Raw genomic sequence first — 21,472 nt, 5'->3', positions numbered from 1 at the left:
ATTTATTAAAATTGTGCTTTAATGTTAAACCCATAATCTTGGGTTGTTGGCAACGAACCTGTGATATATCCTTGAGAGTTACCTGAGCTCAAACCAGATTCTGGATCAGCATATGGTACATTTTTATCGATTATCCAAAGGTTAGAACCAGTTAGTGTGAACTGAAGGCCTGTCATAAAGGTATTGTCAAGGAATTTTGACGGCAAGGTGTAGCTTAACGACGCTTGACGAAGTTTTACATAGCTTGCATCATAAACAAACTCTGATTGTGGGTAAGCCGCATAACCAAATTGTCCGAATTCCGAAGCATCTACTCTAATGGTATTTGTAGTTCCATCTTCAAGAACGCCTGGATTGATAAATCCACCACCATTTTCAATAGTATTTCTTACAGGATTGCCCAAGTCATTTATATAATCAGTATCTACGTAAAGACCAGTAGCCTGACCGTAGTATTGATCCAATGAGAATACAGATCCACCTTGTTGAACATCAATCAAAAAGCTGAACGACCAAGACTTATAATTTAAGGTATTGGTTATACCCATCAACCAATCTGGGTTGGTATCTCCAATTTTCTCATTTGGTCCGGTCTTTAAATATCTACCATTTGCACCAACAACTCTCTGACCATTATCGTTATAAACGTAATCAGCTCCATAAATTACACCATAAGGTTCTCCCGGAACAGCATTGATTTTCACACCACCTTGGTAAGTAGCAAGCTGGAAAACTTCAACTCCTTCAGGAAGAGCGATTACCTCACTCTCGTTTTTGGTAAAGTTTCCATTAAGCATCCAGCTGAAATTATCAGTTTTTACCGGAGTTGCATTCAATGAGAATTCAAAACCTCTGTTTTCGATTTCACCCGCGTTCAACAATTTTCTTGATGAACCAGTTGATTCAGCAATAGGCACCTCAACAATTTGGTCTTCTGAATTTGCTTTATAGTAAGAGAAGTCAAAACCTACACGGTTGTTTGCGAAACGCATTTCAAGACCTGCTTCATAACTTGTTGTAAATTCTGGTCTCAAGTTCGGGTTATTTGATATACTTGGAACTGAAGTACCAGTATCGGTATTGATTACATAGGTATCAAACAACTTATCTGGCGGTGCACCATTACCTACTTTAGCGTAGTTCAAACGAAGTTTACCGAAAGAAATAGCATCTACGTTCATCAATTTGCTGAACACGAAGCTTGTCGATACAGAAGGATAGTAGAAAGCACTCTCCTCATCCGGAAGCGTTGAGAAATCATCTCTACGAATCGTTCCGTCCAAATATACTACGTTTCCAAAACCTAGAGAGGCACTGGCATATACACCATCCACACCTCTTTTTTGTGCAACTTCCTGTGATTTAGGAATATCATTTCTCGAGTTTTGAATAGAGTAAAGATTTGGAACAACCAAACCTCCAGCAGTAGAATTCGTAATAGAATTGAATTCATCTCTTCTAATGTTTGTTCCCAATATACCTGCAAGACTAATGCTTTCTGAAATATCAGCATCGAAATTGAACATTAAATCATAGTTCGTTTCAGTTACAGTTATGTCACGTCGAAGATATCCAGAATCAACATTTCCTCTTGTAATTCCGAAAGTTGTAGGTACAGATCCCACAGCTCTTCTTTCTTCTTGTTGCTCATTATAAGTATCAGTTGCAACTCGACCTGTTACATTTACCCAATCAGCTAACTTATAGTTTAATTCAAAGTTACCTAAGAAACGGCTTCTGCTATCATTTTGATAGTTTTCGTAACGGGTCCAATATGGGTTATCCCAATAAATAGGACTTGTTCCCGGAGCTGATGAACCTGGGTTCCAGCCAATATTTCTCTTGGTGTTATTATAAATTTCCCATTGCTTCTTAATGTCAACGTTGGTTTGCCACCATTGCTTAAAGTTACCTACTACGTTATCATTATAACCAGTAGAATTACGGCCTAATGCCTCAGTTTTAATATAATTGGCAAAACCACTTGCGGTCATTCTGTCGGACATTTCAAAGTTACCACTAAAGATAAAGTTGTGTCGGTCAATCTGGCTATTTGGCATTAATCCAGACTGGTCCAATTTAGTATAAGACATACGGTAAGACCCTTTTTCCATTCCATTTGAAATAGAGATAGAGTTAGTTAGCGTAATTGGCGTTTCAAAGAAAGTAATAGGTCCATTAGGAGAATTCACCCAAGGAGTTCTTTTTAAATAATTTGGTGAAGCTGGGTCAAATGAATCCCACTGATAGATCAATCGACCATCAAAGAAAGGTCCATAAGATGCATCATCAAGATAGTTGGAAACCACATCATTTATACCATCTCCATCAACATCCTCAGAGGTAAAAACTTGACCACCGTAACCAGCTCCATAATTTGACTGGTATTCAGCAAAAGTGCTCTTGTCAACAAAACCAACTTGAGCATTGGAGTTGATTGTCACTCCCAAACCTTTTGTCTTTTTACCTTTTTTAGTTGTGATAATGATTACACCGTTACCAGCGCGTGATCCGTAAAGTGCAGATGCAGCAGCACCTTTAAGTACGTTTACAGATTCAATGTCGTCTGGGTTGATGTCTGCAGCAGCATTACCATAATCATAATAGTTACCAGCAGAAGAATTCTTCTGGTTAGGATTATTGGTGTTTAAGTTACTGATCGGCACTCCGTCCACAACAAATAACGCTTGGTTATCACCAGTTAAAGAAGTAATACCTCTAATAATAACGTTGGTCGATCCACCGAAGTTGTTGTTTCTTCTAATTTGAAGACCGGCAACTTTACCAGACAAAGCATTGGTAAAGTTGTTGGTTTTTACCGTAGCCAATTCTTCACCTGCTACTTGCTGCGTAGAATATCCCAATGATTGTTTTTCACGGGAAATACCCAATGCAGTTACTACCACTTCGTCCAGAACAGATCCAGCCTGCATAGTAACATCCATCCTATTTGATGCCCCAACAGCTATCTCTTGGGTATCAAAACCTACATAACTATATACAAGTGTTTGTCCCTCGGCAGCCTCAATGGTATAGTTACCATCAAAATCAGACTGCGTTCCAGTACTCGTACCCTTTATAATTATGTTAACTCCAGGAAGCGGCAGACCCGTGTCATCGGTCACCGTTCCGGAAATCGTTTTTTCCTGTGCAAAAGCGAGCTGCACAATCAACACTAATAATAGCGTCAAAATTCCACTAAACTTTGTTTTCATTTTTTTGTTTGTTTGAATTAGCACCCCAAAAGTGCCAATAAAATCTTACAATTCCAACTTTTAATGAAAGTAGATTATGAAAATTTTATCAAAAAGTTAAATTAAAACCTACGTCAGAGTAGGTTATTTAACCAAAATTTTTGCAAACCCTTGGTTTTCTTATGTTTTTGAAAGGCCCTTAAATTATGTATAGAAACTAGAGGCATTAAAAAAAATGGAAAAAAATTTCTCACAGATTATTAACATTTCCCGTACATCACGAAAAATGGGCTATTAAAACAGATTCTTGATTTTAGCAATGCGGGAAATTTCTTATAACCCGAACATACATTCCATCAAATCAATCTAATATTTTTATACGATTTATAAGTTTATTCTTTGGTCCCCTTTTCTCCTTTGAATTGTTGTGAAGAATTTTTGAATAGTACATTAAATGTGGTTAAACTACCATAACAACGAGTAATATATTGTTGCAGGTCTATCTTATCCTGTTCCGCTAACCCTTTCGAGGCATTTATTTTTTGCTCCATCACGCGAAGCCTATCGCGAACCATTACTATTTTATGAAAAAAAGTGTCAATAGGAATTTCTTTTGATGCCAAGTTTTTATCCGCTGGGTTTAAGACCATCGTGCCTCCCTTCCATTTATCTGCTATTGGTACAATTTCACTGAAACCGTTCCATTTTTTAAGAATATCACGGAGGCTCTTTTCAACTTCGTAAAAACTAACGGTATCCACTTCATCTTCGGCCGCCTCAATTATTTCAAAATCCTCATCCGTCGCTATGGTTTCCAATCCATTTTCTATAAATGTGACCCAATACATTTTTGCTGTAACGTTTGTAACTACACCTTTACCGTAATTTGGATGTTCAATACGGGAACCTATTCCTAAAATTTGTTTCATCTTTAATATTATTTTGGAAGGTAAAAATAGAAAAATGATTTTATCAAGCCATGAATAACTTCAATGCCTTTAAACAAAAAACCATCCAAACATTTTTGTTTGGATGGTTCTCTTGGCCATTAAATTCTGACCAATCAAAAACTACTTCTTTTTAGGAGCAGGTTTTGGAGCCTTTTTAGAATCCTGTTTTTTAGGATCGGCCTTTGTGGCCTGAGGCTTTTTGTCTTGCTGTTTCTGTGGCATAACAATTATTTTTTGGTTTATACCGTAAAGTTAAAAGCAGCTATTGTTAAATTATTCCCTGCTTGGGTAAAATTTAACATCATCTTTTTAGGCAGCCATAAATTGACGGCATTCATTTGCACAATTTCGACAGGCCTCGGCGCAATCCTTACAATGTTGGTGCTCGTGTTTTTCACATTCATCAGCGCACATATTGCAAATTTTTTCGCAATAGCTAACCAAATCTTTTACATCATTGAAATTTGTTGCTAAAAGCTGATTTAATGTGCTGCAAACTTCTGCGCATACCCTATCGATCCGTATGCAATTTACCATCATTTTTACATTCTCTTCATCCAAACACGCATCGGCACAATAGTTACAATGGTTAATGCAATTGCCGAGCGCGTGTATTAATCTTTCATTTTTCATAATATATAATTTTTATGAAATTCAAATTAATAATTCTAGGCGCCAAAGAATATTAAAAAAATTATAAAAATTAGCAATTATTACTCGGCGCCATTTTTATGGTCATCAACAACCTGTGGATCGCGATATTTACAGCAGGGGTCAATAGCATTGTAAACCTCATCTTTTGCCTTTATATCTTGTGTATCGTGGCCGCTGTCCGCAATGCTTTGTTGAATGGTGGTTAAATCTGTTTTTCCTTCATTATAGATTAAATCCAATTGATGGGTATCCACATTCCAGCTTGCAGACTTAACACCTTTAGCCTGAATGGAAGCTTTTTCAATTCGATCCTTACACATACCGCAAACGCCATCAACTTCAATAGTGGCCTTGGCGTTTTTGTTTTGGGCGAAACCCGTTGCTCCAATAAAGAGTATTCCTAAAATTACAATTATTTTCTTCATTTTATTTTTGATTTTAAAGTTTAAATTAATTTATACGATATCGCAAACCGGCATAATATGAGCTGCCGAAAATAGGCCCGTAAACATAGGTGGTGTCAAAAGTCGTTCCAAAAGGATTGTCGCTCCCCACAATTGGATTGGACTGGGTAACGTTGGTAATGTTTTCACCGCCCACATACAGCTCAAAATTAGGGGAAAAAACTTTAGTAATCTGCGCATTCAACGTAGAAACTGAAGGCGAGAACTGTGAAAGGCCAATTGTGTTCAAATAACTTTCCGTTGAGGCGAACCGTTGTTCACCCAAATAGTTGAAGGTTGCGTCAAACTTCCAGTTTCCACCTTTTGCATTCTGATGCGTCTGAAATGAGGCATTAGCAAAAAAACGATTGTTTGCTGTTAACGGGGTTACTTTTTTCCCGCTTAGGTAGGTAGTTTCCACATCATAGTATTTATAAGCTAGCCGCATATCAAAATGTTTAAAAACATTATAATTAAATTCGGCCTGAAAATTATTCGAATAACTTTCACCCTCCAAATTATAGAAATTTATTTCGGAAGGATTTTCCCAATCTACAACTATTTGGTTTACAAAATCGGTTCGGTAAAAGTCCACGGTAATATCTGCCTTTCTATTGAAAAGATTGAAACCTTGCATGAATGAAACACCATAATTCCAAGCAATCTCTGGATCAAGCCCATAAGTTTTTCCGCCATTTCCAAAAATATTCAAGTTGCGAGAAGTTGCAAAAAGCTGTTGGTTTTCCGCAAAGATATTAGCGCTCCGTTTTCCTCGGCCCGCAGAAATTCGAAAGGCCGATTTATCCCACGGAGTGTAACGCAAATGAAAACGCGGCGTAAGAAATGCCCCCAACGTATTGTGCACGTCGGCGCGAATTCCGGCCGTAAAATTAAGATCGCCCATATTGTCAAAATTATATTCAAAAAATGCACCCACCGAATTCTCGACACGATTGAAGTTTTCAGTGAAAACCAACTCCTTATAACCATCATAGGTTGCGCTAAGTCCAGTTTTTACTTTATTCCGCGAATCGCCGATTATGGAATTATACATAACATTTGCGTACAGACTATTATGTTGAATATTATAATCATTTAAACCGAAATAGGATTGTTGGTTGTGGTGGCTATAGGCAAGTTGTACGCCTCCACTTCGCCACGGAATATCCGGGTTCACAAAACCAAATTTCCCAGAAACGTCAAACCTATGGGTTTTTATTTCACTTCCCCAAGCATTTGTAGTTCCTCGATCCGTATCTTCATCAAAAAAGGTTTGCCCCGTTTGTTTTTCATCATTCAAATAGCGAACATTGAAAAACCCAACATAACCATTTTCGGTGTCGGTATACTGCCAACGGTTCATCACGTTCACTTGTTGCATCAATGGCGCATCGAGAAAAGTATCTCCGTTTTTATCAAACTCTGTCTCGCGAAGATTTCCATGTAAATAAAGACCGGTACTCCAACGTTCACTTAATTTGGTATTGAGATGTGTATTGAGTTCAAAACGGCCATTTCCGGCACCGTAGGCATTTACAAAAAGTTTGTCGTCCATGGTTGGTTTTTGCAGTTCCGCATTAATCTGCCCCGCAATGCTCTCGAAACCATTTGTAACGCTTCCTGCGCCTTTGGTTATTTGGATGCTTTCAACCCAGGTACCGGGAATAAAACTCAAGCCATACGCCTGCGAAGCGCCGCGAATACTCGGCACATTTTCAGTAGTAATTAAAATATACGGACTCGTTAATCCCAACATTTTTATCTGCCGAGTTCCCGAGATGGCATCAGCAAAATTCACATCAATTGACGGATTGGTTTCAAAACTTTCCGCAAGATTACAGCAGGCAGCTTTCAGAAGTTCGGCGCTGCTTACATTCAGCGTATTGGTAGCTTGGATGAAGGAACGCGACGTGGCCTTTTGCCGTGCCGTGATCGTAACCTCATCAAGATTGGCGGTTGAAGTGAGGGAATGTGTAATCCTTATTGGAGAATTCACCGAAATTGTATCCGTTTTATAACCCACAAAACTGATGACCAATTTTTTGTATTCCGGTTTATATTCCAATTCAAAATTACCGTCAAAATCTGTTACGGCTCCCACTTGGGTATCCAGCCAATAAATGTTTGCCCCGCCAAGCGGAACTTCTTCGTTATTGACATTTTCAGTAATTGTGCCCGTTATTTTTTCCTGTGAAAAAACGCAAAGCGGAAGTATAAAAAGTATAATTAATAGATTTTTCATTTTTTTTAAATTTTTGCGCCGCGCAATCGCAGGGCATTAGTAATAACTGAAACCGAACTGAAACTCATTGCCAGTGCAGCAATCATCGGTGATAATAATATCCCAAAAACTGGATAGAGAACCCCGGCGGCAATTGGCACGCCGAGAACGTTATAGATCAAGGCGAAAAACAGGTTTTGCTTAATGTTGCGCATTACTTTTTCGCTTAAATGGAACGCTTTCACAATGCCGTGCAGATCGCCTTTTACTAGAGTAACGCCAGCACTTTCTATCGCTACATCGGTTCCGGTTCCCATCGCAATTCCCACATCGCTTTTTGCCAAAGCGGGGGCATCGTTTATTCCGTCGCCGGCCATGGCTACTTTTTTGCCTTCGGCCTGCAATTTTTCGACTACTTCCAATTTGTTCTGCGGAAGCATTTCAGCTTTAAAATCGGCGAGATTTAATTCGGAAGCAACGGCCTTTGCAGTATCGTGATTATCGCCAGTGAGCATAATAACTTCAATTCCTTTTTGCTGAAGCTCGGCGATGGCGGCTTTACTGGTTTTCTTTATTTTATCGGCAATCACAACGTAACCTACCACTTTTCCGTCCACGGAAAGCATCGGTACTGTCTTGCCTTTTTTCTGTTCTTCTGAAATTTGCTTTTGAAGTACTTCGGAAATGTCTGCGCCCGCTTCCTGCATCATCTTTTCGTTGCCGAGTGCTACCTTTTCTCCATTGATATTTCCCGTTACACCTTTTCCGGTAACCGAATTGAAATCGGTGGTTTTTAGTACTTCGGAATTTTTCTCCTTTCCATATTTCACGGTAGCATCGGCCAATGGATGTTCACTGTTTTGATTCAGCGAAACAATATATTGAAGCACTTTTTCTTCCGAAAAATCTTCGGCAGCGCCCACTTTTTCAACGGAAGGTTTTCCTTCGGTTATGGTTCCGGTTTTGTCAATAATCAAAACGTCTATTTTGTTGAGTGTCTCCAGCGCTTCGGCATTTTTAATGAGCACCCCGTTTTGGGCGCCCTTCCCCACTCCCACCATTACAGACATTGGCGTGGCGAGCCCAAGGGCACACGGACACGCGATAATCAAAACGGCAATTGCGTTCACCAAGGCATAAACATAAGCCGGTTCGGGACCGAAAACTGCCCAAACTATAAAAGTGATTATTGAAACCAAGACCACAATTGGCACAAACCATCCGGAAATTTTATCGGCCAATTTTTGAATAGGCGCACGGCTTCTGCTGGCTTTGTTTACCATTTCAATGATTTGCGAAAGCAGGGTGTCGCTGCCTACTTTTTCGGCTTTCATTACAAAAGTCTGTTTGCCGTTTATGGTGCCCGAACTTACCTTATCGCCCTCCGCTTTTGAAACGGGAACGGGTTCGCCGGTAATCATCGATTCGTCGATGGAGCTTTCACCTTCCAAAATGCTGCCGTCCACAGGAATTTTCTCTCCCGGTTTTACGCGGAGTTTATCGCCAACTTCAATTTTATCAATCGCGATGTTTTCTTCCTTCCCGTCAACAATCCGCACGGCTTTGTTTGGCGCGAGTTTTAGCAATTCCTTTACTGCAGAATTGGTTCGGTTGTGCGCGCGGGCTTCCAAAACCTGCCCCATTAAAACCAAGGTGAGGATTACAGTTGCCGCCTCAAAATAAACGTGCACGGTTCCCATATGGGTTTTAAATTGTGGGGGGAAAAAATCTGGAAACAACATCCCAAAAACGCTGAAAACCCAAGCCACTCCCGCACCGATACCGATTAGGGTAAACATATTCAGGTTCCAGGTTTTTATGGAGCGATATGCGCGTTCAAAAAACATCCAAGTGGCGTAAAAAACCACGGGGATTGAAAGGCCGAATTGTATCCAATTCCAATATTTCATTGACATTAAATCGTACAATGGATTGTTTGGAATCATCTCGGACATTGCTATTATAAAGATTGGAGCGGTGAAAGCCACTGCGATCCAAAACTTTTTCAACAACGCTTTATAGGTTTTATTTTCGGCAGATTCATCGGCTTCCTGCGGCACTAAATCCATCCCGCAGATAGGGCACGAGCCCGGTTCATCGCGAACAACTTCCGGATGCATCGGGCAAGTGTATTGCGTTGCGGTAGCCGAAGTTTTTACCTCTTCCACCAAATCCATTCCGCAAACGGGGCAATCCCCGGGTTTATCGTAGGTTTTCTCGCCTTCGCAGTGCATAGGGCAATAAAACGTACCCGAGCTATTTTGATTCGCTCGTTTTTCCTCTTTTTTCTTTTGATGTTTCTCTGCGGCTTCGGCATCATTGGGAAGCGAAATACTGTACTTTCCTCCATCGTCCTCCAATGCTTTTTCAAAAACATTTAATGGAATGTGATTTTCCATTTCAATAACCGCTTCAGCTTTTTCAAGGTTTACCGATGCTTTGGAAACGCCTTCAATTTCACTTAAAGTCTTTTCCACATGGCTTCGGCAGCCGTTGCAGGTCATTCCGTGAATTTTATAGGTGTGTTTCATTTTTCAAATTTGATTAAATATGAGTACTTACCCCGAAGAAAATTGGAGTTTTAGTCATGAGTTACCCGGCGGAGTTTAGCCTGAGCCAAAGCCGAAGGGCAGGTATTAATCAAATTAGGAAAGTCTCGTACAGAATATTCAAATCCCGTTCGAGTGGTGGCGGACTGTAATCCGCGAAGAAGGTTTTTTCTGCGGAAGCGATTTCAACTTCCTGCAACACAAAAACAGAGACGAAAGTTGCTGCAAAAGATTTGTTCAATTTTAAATCGAACGAGGCTTTTGCGAAATTATCGTCTATTTGTACTTCGGTATAATGGTTATCGCAGCATTCATGGGAAGGCGAATATTCAGACTCTTCGTCACAATCTGAATTGTGTGCCTCAGCGTCCATTCCGCAGGAAAGCATTTTTTGGCCGAGGGTGATTTCAGCCATCATTTCCATTCCGCTGCAAAAATGCTGCGCATACGCGATGCCGGAGCTGCTGGCCAGCATCAGTATTGAAAGAAATATGGAAATGGTTTTTTTCATTATTTCGCAAAAATACGAATATTATTTCAAATTGCTAAATGGCTGGAATAATGATTACTGACCGGAAATTTCGGAATCCACCCTACCGCATTTTAGCATTTTGTCGCCAAAATAAGGATTCAAAATATCCTTGCTGCTGCTAATCCAATAAGCGCCTTTGTTGTTGAACGCCATTGGGCAATATTGTTTGTAGAGAGTTCCGGATTTTAAAGCGCCCTGTAACATAACCTCAACGCCGGCGCTGAGCGTTTCAAAATTTTCGCGTTGCACGTTGACATCATCCGAGGCAGCCATTTTGGAAGTTGCAGTTATAAGGGTTTCGTCGGCATTTTGCTCCTTCAACAGAGATTCAAGTTTGGATGCTTCGGCTGCTGTTTTTGTGGCATCGGTATTTACCAACGCCGCTTCAACCTGCAAATATTGTTTGAAAATCGCCTCCACTTCCGGGCTGTTGAATTCGGCATCGGTAGCGGCAATTTCGTATGTTTTGGGTTCTGAATTGTCCACGGAAACCACTTCGGGCCCGGTTTGTTTGGATGCGTCTTTACACGACGAAATTATTATTGCAGTAAGAGCGAAGAAAATAATCGAGAATTTTTTCATTGTATTAAAATTAATTTTGGGAAACAAAGGTATTAAAATTTCATCTGCTTTTATACTTCTGAAAATAAAATGCCGGCAACAACAGCAGTAAAAACAAAGGTTGAATAAGGAATCGTCGAACGTAAAACAGAATAAAGTGTTCTGTGGTCCCTTCTGAAGTAATTATTAGAAAGCAAAAAAAAGAAAAAAGAATTATAAACAAAACGACATATAAAAATACCGAGAGCTTTACGATTTCCTTTTCCCCGAAAACAAGCCAAATTATTATTAAAGAAATAAATGTGTTCAACAAAAAACGAATGGCAACACCCAAAAACAATTTAAATTGATCCATTACAGGCAGCGGTAAAAATTTATAATCCATTTTGAAAAAATCCAAAAGTGGATCATAAAACAAATCACTCTCAAAAGCGCGTATGGATACCAAAAAACCTACACACACAAGGATAAACCCTAATTTTACAGGCCTTTTCATTGATGCGATTTTGGTTTCAACATCCAAACCCACACCATCCAAAGAATGAAAACCATGCTATAAATTATTCCGGGAAAAACTACGGAATGCAGCATGCTTTCGTATTGAGGAAATTTATACAATGCCACAGTAAGTATGGCAATTCGAAGAATGTTTACAGCATAAATAATTACCGATCCCGCAAACAGAAATAGAAATGTTTTTTTGAATTTTTCAGCAAAGGCAATGATAAACGCTATAAACAGTATAATGACACTCACGGCATTGCAACCTTCCACAATGTTAACAGTGTATTTCTTATCAATTGTCAGTAACATTCCCTCGCTCAAAGAATCCTTATATAAGATAGAATTATACCCAAAATTATCGAGCAGGGCCGCACTCTGTTTGGCTACGAGATTTGTAATAAGGTCAGGAAAATAACTGCCGGTTTCCGACAATTTTAAGTAAATGGAATATAGAATTCCAAGCAGCAAATATGTTCCCAGAAATAGGAATATAAAACGAATTACGGATTTATATTTCAAGAATAATTTTCGCAATGATGTTAATTACATTTTTAACAAAAATACAGTATTTGTTTTTGGGGTTTGATATGGTTTTAAAATACTTTTGCCGAAGAAATATTGATCAGTAAAATATGTCCTTTTCCCAATTACAGCCCAAGGTAACCACCATTTTGGCAAACAAGAATGAACCTTTTGAAAAACGCCTGAAGCAAATTTGCGAACTCTTGCAATCTTCCATTGGCTACTATGATTGGGTTGGTTTCTATTTTGCGAATGATGCTGAAAAAACCCTCCATTTAAAAGCCTTTGCCGGTAAACCCACCGACCACACAGTAATCCCCTTTGGAAAAGGCATTTGCGGGCAAGTGGCGGTGAGCAATAAGAATTTCGTTGTGCCGGACGTGAAAGCCCAAGACAATTATATTGCATGCAGTTTGACTGTAAAATCTGAAATTGTGATTCCTCTTTTTAAAGACGGAAAAAATATCGGTCAAATCGATATTGATTCGCACGTGGAAGATCCCTTTTCTGAAGAAGATGAGCGGTTTTTAGAATGGGTGAATGAAGAAGTTTCGATGGTACTTTAATTTTTCAAAGAAAAAATTAGATGTAACTTCTTCACAAATTCCAAAACTTTTAATTTCCAAATTCTGAACATTCAACCAAGAGTCTGGAATTTGTAATTTTTTTTCGTTATTAGGAATTTGGTATTTGTGATTTGGTATTTATAATTTTCAAAGTTTACATTCCCGTGCGTATCGCTTCCACAGGGTCCAGTTTTGAAGCCGAAATAGCAGGAAGAATTCCCGAAATTAAACCGATCGCTGCGGAAATTGCCGTACCAACAAAAAGATTCCAAGGCGAAAGTACAAACTCAAAATCGCCCGTAAATTGGGAAGCAATTATTGAAACTACAAACACTAAAAACAATCCAATCAAGCCGCCAATTACCGCAAGAATCACGGCTTCAAACAAGAATTGGAAAAGAATAAACTTGTTTTTGGCGCCCAATGATTTTTGAATTCCAATAAGATTGGTGCGCTCCTTGACGCTTACGAACATAATATTCGCGATTCCGAAACCGCCAACCAACAATGAAAATCCGCTGATTATCAAACCGATTACGTTCATACTTCCCGTTATTTCATCAATAAAATCAGAAAAACCCTGCATTTGATTTATGAAAAAGGTACTTGTTTCATCAGGTTTTAGCCCTCGCTTCAATCTAAGTTTTTGGTCCAAAACGGCTTTAAATTCGGCTTCGTCCACCCCTTTTTCCGGTTTTATTACAATTTGGGGGAACGTCTGTTTGTTATTGTCGCCATAAATTCGGCGCACCACATTTACCGGCATCCACACGGAAGTATCCTTTGAATTTCCGAAAAGCCCCGCTCCCTCCTTTTCCAAAACTCCTATTACATTGAATTTTCTTCCGTATATGCGAACCTCTTTTCCAATCGCCGACGCCGCATTACCAAAAAGCTGTACTGCAATTTCATCTCCCAAAACCACTACCATTGTACCGCTATTTGATTCTGCAGTATTAAAAAATCTTCCCTCGGATAGCTTCAAGGCTTCTATATAATAATAACTGTCCGTAACCGCGCCAATAGGGACATTATCCACTTGATTGGTTTCATATTTTATGCTCTCATTTGGAACATTTAGTGTGAAGGTAGCCGCTTCAATATTCGGAGTATTGCGCTCCAAATATTGATACTCATCAAATGTAACATCAGGAAATTGTTGCCATTTCCAGCGCGGAATATCTGTTGGGCCAAAATTGAAACGCATTATAATAATTGTGCTGTTGTCCAATCCACTAATGCTACCCTCAATTTCTTTTTTCAGCGAATCAACCGCCGCCAAAACTGCAATAATGGAAAAAATGCCAATCGTAACCCCAACCAAAGAAAGAAAGGTGCGAAGTTTGTTGTTGCGCAGGGCGTTGATGGCAAAATTGAAACTTTCCTTTAATACTCGAAGATAAATTAACATTCCTTGATTTGCGATTGACGATTTTACGATTAACAATTTTTAAACGGGTCACCCCGAGCGCAGTCGAGGGGTTGTTCTTTTGAATTTTGAACTCGTTGATAAAATTATGAAAAGTATGACGTTTTCTCTTGGGTTCTGTTACAAATTTACTGTGCAATTATGTACTTTTGCTCCTTAATTTTTAATAATGAACGATTCCAAAAAAATCACTTCTGCCCTAATTTCTGTTTTTAGTAAAGATGGACTCGAGCCGATAGTAAAAAAATTGCACGAGCAAAACGTAAAAATCTACTCCACCGGCGGCACCGAAAAATTCATAAACGACCTTGGCATTGAAGTAATTGCGGTAGAGGATATAACTGATTACCCCTCCATTTTGGGCGGTCGCGTGAAGACCCTCCACCCAAAAGTTTTCGGTGGAATTTTGAACCGTCAGGATCACGAAGGCGATGTTGCGGAAATGTCACAATACAACATTCCGCAGATTGATGCCGTAATTGTTGATCTGTACCCCTTTGAAAAAACCGTTGCGTCGGGCGCTTCGGAAGCGGAAATTATTGAAAAAATTGACATCGGCGGAATCTCTTTGATTCGTGCCGCAGCAAAGAATTTTAAGGACACCATTTGCGTTTCCTCTGTGGACGATTACGCAGAGTTTTTAGAATTGATTTCCACCAAAAATGGCGAAATTTCCCTGAAGGATCGGAAACGTTTTGCGGCTAAATCCTTTAATAATTCTTCAAACTACGATACTGCAATTTTTAATTATTTCAATTCCGAAGAAAAATTGCCCGCTTATAAAATTAGTCAAACCAATGGGCAGGAACTTCGCTACGGTGAAAATCCGCACCAAAAAGGATATTTCTTCGGAAATTTTGACGAAATGTTTACCAAACTTCACGGAAAGGAATTGAGCTACAACAACCTTTTGGACGTAGATGCTGCTGTAAATTTGATGAACGAATTTAAAGGCGAAGCACCCACTTTCGCAATATTAAAACACAACAACGCGTGTGGAATTGCACAACGCGAAACCGTGCAACAAGCTTATATGGCTGCTTTGGCGGGAGATCCCGTTTCGGCTTTTGGTGGCATTTTGATCAGCAATGTCCAAATTGATGAACCAACTGCCAAGGAAATAAATGACCTTTTCTGCGAAGTGATAATTGCACCCTCCTTTTCAGTATCGGCACAGGAAATTTTGGAAAGCAAAAAGAACCGCATTTTATTAATCCAAAAAGAAATTGAACTTCCCGAAACTACCGTCCGTACGTGCTTGAATGGCGTATTGGTGCAGGATAAGGATATGGTTACGGACAGTGCGGCAATTTTAACGTACGCAACAAACAATAAACCGAATTCCACAGAGTTAGAAGACCTATGGTTCGCATCAAAAATTTGCAAGCACACAAAAAGCAATACCATTGTTTTGGCAAAGGGAAAACAACTTTGCGCGAGCGGAACTGGCCAAACCAGCCGTGTTGATGCGTTACGGCAAGCTATAGAAAAAGCAAAATCCTTTAATTTCAATCTAGAAGGAGCCGTGATGGCGAGCGATGCTTTTTTTCCATTTCCCGATTGTGTGGAAATTGCGCACAAAGCAGGAATCACCGCGGTAATTCAGCCAGGAGGCTCCATAAAGGATCAATTGAGCATTGATTATTGTAACGAACACCAAATGGCGATGGTATTTACGGGTACCCGTCATTTTAAGCATTAAATTTTATTACATTTGTTAAAAACCAAACCTAACATCTTAACCTTCAATACCACCAACTTAAACTATGGGATTTTTTGACTTCCTGACTGAAGAAATAGCCATTGACCTTGGCACTGCGAACACTCTAATTATCCACAATGACAAGGTAGTTGTTGACGCCCCCTCCATTGTTGCACGCGACCGCACCTCCGGAAAAATAATAGCCGTGGGCCGTGAAGCCGCTATGATGCAGGGTAAAACCCACGAAAATATTAAAACCATCCGCCCGCTTAAGGATGGTGTAATTGCAGATTTTGACGCCAGTGAGAAAATGATAAATATGTTTATCAATGACATTCCCGCGCTAAAAAAGAAATGGCTTAAACCTTCCCTTAGAATGGTTATTTGTATTCCCAGTGGAATCACTGAAGTAGAAATGCGAGCAGTGAAGGAAAGTGCGGAACGCGTTAATGGGAAAGAAGTTTATTTGATTCATGAACCAATGGCCGCGGCAATTGGAATTGGGGTTGATATTATGCAACCAAAAGGAAATATGGTAGTGGACATAGGAGGCGGGACCACCGAAATTGCGGTAATAGCTCTCGGTGGAATAGTGTGCGACAAATCCATAAAAATTGCGGGAGACGTATTTACGAACGATATTGTTTATTACATGCGAACCCAGCACAACCTATATGTGGGAGAAAGAACTGCCGAAAAAATAAAAATACAAATTGGCGCCGCCACGGAAGATCTCGAACTGCCACCGGATGAAATGGACGTACAAGGGCGCGATTTGCTTACCGGAAAACCGAAACAGGTACAAACTTCATATAGGGAAATTGCAAAAGCATTGGATAAATCCATCCTTCGCATTGAGGATGCAGTGATGGAAACGCTTTCCCAAACTCCGCCCGAACTTGCGGCCGACATTTACAACACAGGAATTTACCTTGCCGGCGGTGGGTCGATGCTCCGGGGACTTGATAAAAGATTATCCCAAAAAACCGATCTTCCGGTTTACATTGCCGAGGATCCCTTGCGAGCGGTAGTTCGCGGAACAGGAATATGTTTAAAAAACCTAAACAAATATAAAAGCGTGTTGATCAAATAATATTTATAAAACATTATTTACTGAAAACCTTGGCTTTAATTAGTTGCCCATTTATGGCGTTGCTCCCATTAGAAAGCAGAATATTTTAACCCCACACAGCAATGCAGCAGATTATATTTTTTTTCATTCGGAATAGAAATTTTCTGTTGTTTGCAGTGCTGTTCACAATTTCAGTTGCACTAACCATCCAAACCCATAATTACCACAATAATAAGTTTATAAGTTCTGCCAACTATATCACCGGAGGAATCTATACTTTCCGAAATAACATTACCGATTATTTTTCACTCCGCACGGAAAATGAGCAGTTGCTCCAAGAAAATGTAATGCTTCGGAAACGATTGGAACAATTTCAAGAAACAGTGGTTTTTGATAAATTGGATACTACCGTCCTTCCCGCAAAATATACTTACTTCACCGCTAGGGTTATCAACAACAATTATTCTAAAACCAAGAACCAGCTTACGTTGGATAAAGGCGAAAATGACAGTATAAAAATCGATTTAGGCGTTATTTCGTCAAAAGGACTTGTGGGCATTGTTAGCGATGTTTCAGAAAATTATTCAACCGTACAATCAATTTTGAACACAAAAAGTAGAATAAATGCCAAGCATAAAAATTCTGGGCATTTTGGTTCCCTAAAATGGAATACGGAAAATCCGAATGTGGTGCAACTGGTGGATATACCACGACTAGCGCCCCTTGCCAACGGCGATACGATAGTTACCGGAGGTCGCTCAACAATTTTTCCGGAAGGAATTCTGGTAGGTACAGTAAAGGATTTTAAGCTGGATATGGACGACAATTATTATTATGTGAATATTGATCTTTTTAATGATATGACTAGTCTAGAGCACGTGTACCTAATCAAAAACTATGATGCCGCAGAAATTTTGGAACTAGAAAAAGGCGTGGAAGATGAGCAATAATGATATTTTTGTAAATATAGTCCGCTTCATTGTGCTTGTTTTTCTTCAGGTGCTCGTGCTTAATAACGTCAATATTGCAGGTTACGTAAATCCATATCTGTATATTTTTTTCATTATTATGTATCCATTGGACGGCAATAAAGGTCTTCTGATTTTTTTAAGCTTTCTGCTTGGCCTTTCCATTGATGTTTTTGAAGATTCGGGAGGAGTACACGCAGCGGCTTGTTCCTTCATTGCGTATATTCGACCGGTTGTTTTGAAATATTCCTTCGGAGTCAGCTATGAATACAACAGTGTAAAAATTAAAAAAGCCGACCCAATGGAGCGGCTAACATACATTTCATCTTTGGTGCTAATGCATCATTTTGTTATGTTTTCTTTAGAAATTTTCAGCATTAACCACATTGGGCTTTTATTTACTTCCACGTTATTCTCGGGAATTTTTACCATTGTTGTAATGGCGTGTACGATGATTTTGTTCAATAAAAAATCCGCATGAGAAAAATTGTGCTAATAGCATTGGTTCTTATAAGTGGCGTTCTCTTTACGGCACGGCTTTTCTATTTACAAGTTTATGACGCTTCGCCAGATTCTCTTTCACAAAACAGCGCCATAAAGGTGATGTATGATTATCCGCAACGCGGCTATATGTTTGATCGCAACAACAAATTGTTAGTTTCCAACCAACCATCCTATGATGTAATGGTTGTCCCGAAGGACGTGAAGCCACTGGACACCTTAGAGTTTTGCGGATTACTGAAAATAACGAAAGAAGAATTTAAGGAAATTTTGCGAAAGGCACGGGTCTATTCTCCCCGTCTCCCTTCCGTGGTAATTCCACAATTGAATAAGGCTGACTACGCTTCCCTTTCGGAAAAAATGTACAAATATGAAGGTTTCTACATCCAAAGGCGTTCACTCCGCGAATATCAGGTAGATCATTCCGCAAATGTAATGGGTTATATTGCAGAGGTGAACAATGCAATTATTGAAAACAACCCCTATTACCAAATGGGGGAATTGATCGGAACCGCTGGGGTTGAAAAGGAATATGAAGAAGTATTGCGTGGGGTTAAAGGAGTGAAATATATTCAGAAGGACCGTTTTAACCGTGATATCGGCCCTTATAAGGAAGGCCTTTTCGACACGCTGCCCGTACGCGGGAACGATGTACAACTTACCATTGATGCAACCTTACAAAAATATGGGGAGGAATTGATGATTCACAAACGTGGCGGAATTGTGGCAATAGAACCGGCCACAGGGGAAATCCTGGCACTAGTAACTGCGCCCAGCTATGACCCTTCCCTATTGGTGGGCCGGGATCGTTCAAAAAATTTCACAAAATTGTGGTATGACACAATCGCAAAACCTTTGTACGACCGCGTATTGATGGGAGAATATCCACCCGGTTCACCGTTTAAAACCTTAACCGCACTGATCGGCCTACATGAAAATGTGGTGGATACATTGGATACCTTCTCCTGCTATCGCGGATATCGATATGGCAACCGCACCCTTGGTTGTCACTCCCACCCCAGCCCGCTTGCAATGGTTAGTGGCATTGCCAATAGCTGCAATGCGTATTTTTGTAATGTTTATAAGCGGATTATCGATAAATATCCCAATCCAAGAGAAGGGATAGACCATTGGAGGGAAGGCCTTTTAAGTTTCGGATTGGGCGATTTTCTTGGCTACGATTTACCAAGCGGCAAACGCGGGAATATTCCCACCTCAAAATATTACAACAAGATTCACGATTTTCCGGCACACAATTGGTCTTCTTTGGCAACTATTTCAAATGCTATTGGGCAAGGGGAAGTGTTGCTAACGCCTATGCAAATGGCCAATTTTACGGCAGCAATCGCAAACAGGGGATATTATTATACGCCCCATATAATTAAAAATATAATCGGGCCGGATACCATTCCACAGAAATTTAAGGAGAAACATTATACAACAGTGGAACCGGAAAATTTTAAGCCGGTTGTGGAAGGAATGTTTCAAGTTTACAAACGCGGTACGGCATCATCCATTCAAATTCCTGGAATTGATATTTGCGGAAAAACGGGTACCGCAGAAAATTTCACTAAAATTAATGGGAAAAGGGTCCAACTTACGGACCATTCCATTTTTGTGGCCTTTGCACCAAAAGACAATCCTAAAATTGCCATTGCCGTTTTTGTTGAAAATGGATATTGGGGTTCACGATGGGCGGGCAGGATAGCCGGCTTGATGATTGAAAAATATCTAAAGGGCGAAATTACCCGGACTGACATGGAAAAATATGTGCTGGAAGGAAGCTTAGAAGCGGAATATGCCAAACCATACAGTGGCCAACCTTTTTCAATTAACAAATAATGGCGGGAAATAGAACCTATGTGCGCTTTGATTGGTTAATCATCTTTATGTATTTCATTTTGGTGACCATGGGATGGATTAATATTTATTCCGCTTCCTTGAGTGATAGTGCAAAAGGTTTTTTGGATTTCGACCAGATTTATGGGAAACAAATGATTTGGATTGGGCTTAGCGTTGTGCTAATCATCTTCGTTTTGGCCATTGAATCCAAGTTTTATGAAAGCTATGCCAGTGTAATTTACATTGTATCGCTTCTCTCGCTTTTGGGTCTTTTTGTATTCGGAACAACCATTGCTGGTACCACCGCGTGGTATGACTTTGGCGGCACGCGCCTGCAACCCAGTGAATTTGCCAAAATTGCTACTGCTCTTGCCCTCTCTAAATATGTAAGCGATATTCAAACCAATATGCAGGAATTGAAGCATCAAATTGCTGCTTTTGTTATTCTCGCCCTCCCCGTTATTTTAATCATTATGCAGCCAGACCCAGGCAGCGTTTTGGTATATGCAGCCTTCGTATTCCCTCTTTATCGGGAAGGTTTGCATGGGGTTTATCTGTTATTGGCCCTATTCGCAATTATACTATTTGTATCCACCTTGGCTTTCGGCACTATTTGGGTGGCAATCGGTATAATTTTGGTTGCGGCGGCTATTTTCTTTAGAAATAGAAAAAGAAGACCTAATATCATTAAATATATTTTGATTTCGGTGGGTTGTATTGCTTTCGCCCTTTCCGTGAATTATATTTTCAACAATGTTTTTAAACAGCACCACCGAGATCGTTTCAACATTGTTCTGGGAAAAGAGGTGGATTCGCGCGGAATTGGCTACAATACCAATCAAAGTGAAATTGCCATAAGCAATGGCAGTTGGCTTGGAAAAGGATGGACACAAGGAACGCAAACCAAAGGAAATTTTGTGCCCGAACAACATACCGACTATATTTTTAGTACCGTTGGGGAGGAATGGGGTTTTGTGGGAAGTATGGTGGTAATCCTTCTTTTCGTGGGATTAATAACACGGATCATTTTTAGGGCTGAAAAGCAAAAGTCACAGTTCGGAAGGGTTTATGGTTACAGTGTGGCTGCAATTTTGTTCCTTCACTTTTTTGTGAATATTGGAATGGTAACAGGAATTTTCCCCACAGTTGGAATTCCGCTGCCGTTCTTTAGTTACGGAGGTTCCGCACTTTGGGGTTTTACAATTTTGCTATTTATTTTTGTGAAACTGGATGGGTCCAATTATCATTATTCGTAAGAAATC

Annotated in this window: 18 protein-coding genes; 7 read left to right on the top strand and 11 right to left on the bottom strand. The window is 39.9% G+C overall.

What is annotated here, in order from left to right; all coding sequences use genetic code 11:
* Positions 1-5: 5 nt before the first annotated feature.
* From QRD02_RS08950 to xrtF, 10 genes are all read right to left on the bottom strand, one after another.
* The gene (locus QRD02_RS08950) at positions 6-3,215 is read right to left on the bottom strand and encodes a SusC/RagA family TonB-linked outer membrane protein (RefSeq protein ID WP_290254600.1); all 3,210 of its coding nucleotides are present in this window, start codon (positions 3,213-3,215) and stop codon (positions 6-8) included.
* 371 nt (positions 3,216-3,586) lie between these two features.
* Complete coding sequence (locus QRD02_RS08945) at positions 3,587-4,123, bottom strand: DUF8685 domain-containing protein (protein WP_290254599.1); 537 nt, start codon at positions 4,121-4,123, stop codon at positions 3,587-3,589.
* Between the two features lie 330 nt (positions 4,124-4,453).
* Complete coding sequence (locus QRD02_RS08940; protein ID WP_290254598.1) at positions 4,454-4,777, bottom strand: four-helix bundle copper-binding protein; 324 nt, start codon at positions 4,775-4,777, stop codon at positions 4,454-4,456.
* Positions 4,778-4,857: 80 nt separating this feature from the next.
* Positions 4,858-5,223: a heavy-metal-associated domain-containing protein gene (locus tag QRD02_RS08935; RefSeq protein ID WP_290254597.1), complete on the bottom strand. Its 366-nt coding sequence runs from the start codon at positions 5,221-5,223 to the stop codon at positions 4,858-4,860.
* A 25-nt stretch (positions 5,224-5,248) separates the two neighbouring features.
* A complete protein-coding gene (locus QRD02_RS08930; RefSeq protein ID WP_290254596.1) occupies positions 5,249-7,483 on the bottom strand; it encodes a TonB-dependent receptor in 2,235 nt (744 codons plus the stop codon).
* Positions 7,484-7,488: 5 nt separating this feature from the next.
* Positions 7,489-9,993 carry a heavy metal translocating P-type ATPase gene (locus QRD02_RS08925; RefSeq protein WP_290254595.1) on the bottom strand — a complete coding sequence of 835 codons (2,505 nt, stop codon included), beginning with the start codon at positions 9,991-9,993 and terminating at the stop codon, positions 7,489-7,491.
* 109 nt (positions 9,994-10,102) lie between these two features.
* Positions 10,103-10,522 carry an HYC_CC_PP family protein gene (locus QRD02_RS08920; protein WP_290254594.1) on the bottom strand — a complete coding sequence of 140 codons (420 nt, stop codon included), beginning with the start codon at positions 10,520-10,522 and terminating at the stop codon, positions 10,103-10,105.
* A gap of 54 nt (positions 10,523-10,576) precedes the next feature.
* Positions 10,577-11,125 carry a DUF3347 domain-containing protein gene (locus QRD02_RS08915; protein WP_290254593.1) on the bottom strand — a complete coding sequence of 183 codons (549 nt, stop codon included), beginning with the start codon at positions 11,123-11,125 and terminating at the stop codon, positions 10,577-10,579.
* 40 nt (positions 11,126-11,165) lie between these two features.
* Positions 11,166-11,600 (bottom strand): exosortase F system-associated membrane protein, encoded by a 435-nt coding sequence (locus QRD02_RS08910; RefSeq protein ID WP_290254592.1) that lies wholly within the window; start codon positions 11,598-11,600, stop codon positions 11,166-11,168.
* A complete protein-coding gene (gene xrtF, locus QRD02_RS08905; RefSeq protein WP_290254591.1) occupies positions 11,597-12,142 on the bottom strand; it encodes an exosortase family protein XrtF in 546 nt (181 codons plus the stop codon). The genes QRD02_RS08910 and xrtF overlap by 4 nt, the downstream gene beginning before the upstream one ends.
* 98 nt (positions 12,143-12,240) lie before the next feature.
* On the opposite strand from xrtF, the gene QRD02_RS08900 reads away from it, so the two are divergent.
* Positions 12,241-12,696: a GAF domain-containing protein gene (locus QRD02_RS08900; protein WP_290254589.1), complete on the top strand. Its 456-nt coding sequence runs from the start codon at positions 12,241-12,243 to the stop codon at positions 12,694-12,696.
* Between the two features lie 154 nt (positions 12,697-12,850).
* On the opposite strand, the gene QRD02_RS08895 is transcribed toward QRD02_RS08900, so the two are convergent.
* Positions 12,851-14,107 (bottom strand): ABC transporter permease, encoded by a 1,257-nt coding sequence (locus tag QRD02_RS08895; RefSeq protein WP_290254780.1) that lies wholly within the window; start codon positions 14,105-14,107, stop codon positions 12,851-12,853.
* Positions 14,108-14,294: 187 nt separating this feature from the next.
* Here QRD02_RS08895 and purH point away from each other — a divergent pair, with 187 nt between their 5' ends.
* The 6 genes from purH to rodA all read left to right on the top strand — a co-directional run bounded on the left by purH (position 14,295) and on the right by rodA (position 21,466).
* Positions 14,295-15,827, top strand: coding sequence for a bifunctional phosphoribosylaminoimidazolecarboxamide formyltransferase/IMP cyclohydrolase (gene purH / locus QRD02_RS08890; protein WP_290254587.1), 1,533 nt, complete (start codon positions 14,295-14,297; stop codon positions 15,825-15,827).
* 64 nt (positions 15,828-15,891) lie between these two features.
* Entirely contained in the window at positions 15,892-16,920 is a 1,029-nt protein-coding gene (locus QRD02_RS08885) for a rod shape-determining protein (RefSeq protein ID WP_290254586.1), read from the top strand.
* A gap of 101 nt (positions 16,921-17,021) precedes the next feature.
* The gene (mreC, locus tag QRD02_RS08880; RefSeq protein WP_290254585.1) at positions 17,022-17,849 is read left to right on the top strand and encodes a rod shape-determining protein MreC; all 828 of its coding nucleotides are present in this window, start codon (positions 17,022-17,024) and stop codon (positions 17,847-17,849) included.
* Complete coding sequence (locus tag QRD02_RS08875; protein ID WP_290254584.1) at positions 17,839-18,348, top strand: rod shape-determining protein MreD; 510 nt, start codon at positions 17,839-17,841, stop codon at positions 18,346-18,348. The genes mreC and QRD02_RS08875 overlap by 11 nt, the downstream gene beginning before the upstream one ends.
* Complete coding sequence (gene mrdA, locus QRD02_RS08870) at positions 18,345-20,210, top strand: penicillin-binding protein 2 (protein WP_290254583.1); 1,866 nt, start codon at positions 18,345-18,347, stop codon at positions 20,208-20,210. Before QRD02_RS08875 ends, mrdA begins: the two co-directional genes overlap by 4 nt.
* Positions 20,210-21,466, top strand: a complete 1,257-nt coding sequence (gene rodA / locus QRD02_RS08865; protein ID WP_290254582.1) for a rod shape-determining protein RodA — start codon at positions 20,210-20,212, stop codon at positions 21,464-21,466. Before mrdA ends, rodA begins: the two co-directional genes overlap by 1 nt.
* The last annotated feature ends 6 nt before the right edge of the window (positions 21,467-21,472 follow it).

Source organism: Aequorivita aurantiaca (assembly GCF_030410135.1).
Taxonomy (GTDB): Bacteria; Bacteroidota; Bacteroidia; order Flavobacteriales; family Flavobacteriaceae; genus Aequorivita; species Aequorivita aurantiaca.
Note: the sequence above shows the minus strand (reverse complement) of the source record. Positions and strands in the feature narration are given on the sequence as shown.

Coding starts and splice junctions, on each gene's coding strand:
- QRD02_RS08950 (WP_290254600.1), bottom strand. CDS start 3,215: ATGAAAACAAAGTTTAGTGGAATTTTGACGCTATTATTAGTGTTGATT.
- QRD02_RS08945 (WP_290254599.1), bottom strand. CDS start 4,123: ATGAAACAAATTTTAGGAATAGGTTCCCGTATTGAACATCCAAATTAC.
- QRD02_RS08940 (WP_290254598.1), bottom strand. CDS start 4,777: ATGAAAAATGAAAGATTAATACACGCGCTCGGCAATTGCATTAACCAT.
- QRD02_RS08935 (WP_290254597.1), bottom strand. CDS start 5,223: ATGAAGAAAATAATTGTAATTTTAGGAATACTCTTTATTGGAGCAACG.
- QRD02_RS08930 (WP_290254596.1), bottom strand. CDS start 7,483: ATGAAAAATCTATTAATTATACTTTTTATACTTCCGCTTTGCGTTTTT.
- QRD02_RS08925 (WP_290254595.1), bottom strand. CDS start 9,993: ATGAAACACACCTATAAAATTCACGGAATGACCTGCAACGGCTGCCGA.
- QRD02_RS08920 (WP_290254594.1), bottom strand. CDS start 10,522: ATGAAAAAAACCATTTCCATATTTCTTTCAATACTGATGCTGGCCAGC.
- QRD02_RS08915 (WP_290254593.1), bottom strand. CDS start 11,125: ATGAAAAAATTCTCGATTATTTTCTTCGCTCTTACTGCAATAATAATT.
- QRD02_RS08910 (WP_290254592.1), bottom strand. CDS start 11,600: ATGAAAAGGCCTGTAAAATTAGGGTTTATCCTTGTGTGTGTAGGTTTT.
- QRD02_RS08900 (WP_290254589.1), top strand. CDS start 12,241: ATGTCCTTTTCCCAATTACAGCCCAAGGTAACCACCATTTTGGCAAAC.
- QRD02_RS08895 (WP_290254780.1), bottom strand. CDS start 14,107: ATGTTAATTTATCTTCGAGTATTAAAGGAAAGTTTCAATTTTGCCATC.
- purH (WP_290254587.1), top strand. CDS start 14,295: ATGAACGATTCCAAAAAAATCACTTCTGCCCTAATTTCTGTTTTTAGT.
- QRD02_RS08885 (WP_290254586.1), top strand. CDS start 15,892: ATGGGATTTTTTGACTTCCTGACTGAAGAAATAGCCATTGACCTTGGC.
- mreC (WP_290254585.1), top strand. CDS start 17,022: ATGCAGCAGATTATATTTTTTTTCATTCGGAATAGAAATTTTCTGTTG.
- QRD02_RS08875 (WP_290254584.1), top strand. CDS start 17,839: ATGAGCAATAATGATATTTTTGTAAATATAGTCCGCTTCATTGTGCTT.
- mrdA (WP_290254583.1), top strand. CDS start 18,345: ATGAGAAAAATTGTGCTAATAGCATTGGTTCTTATAAGTGGCGTTCTC.
- rodA (WP_290254582.1), top strand. CDS start 20,210: ATGGCGGGAAATAGAACCTATGTGCGCTTTGATTGGTTAATCATCTTT.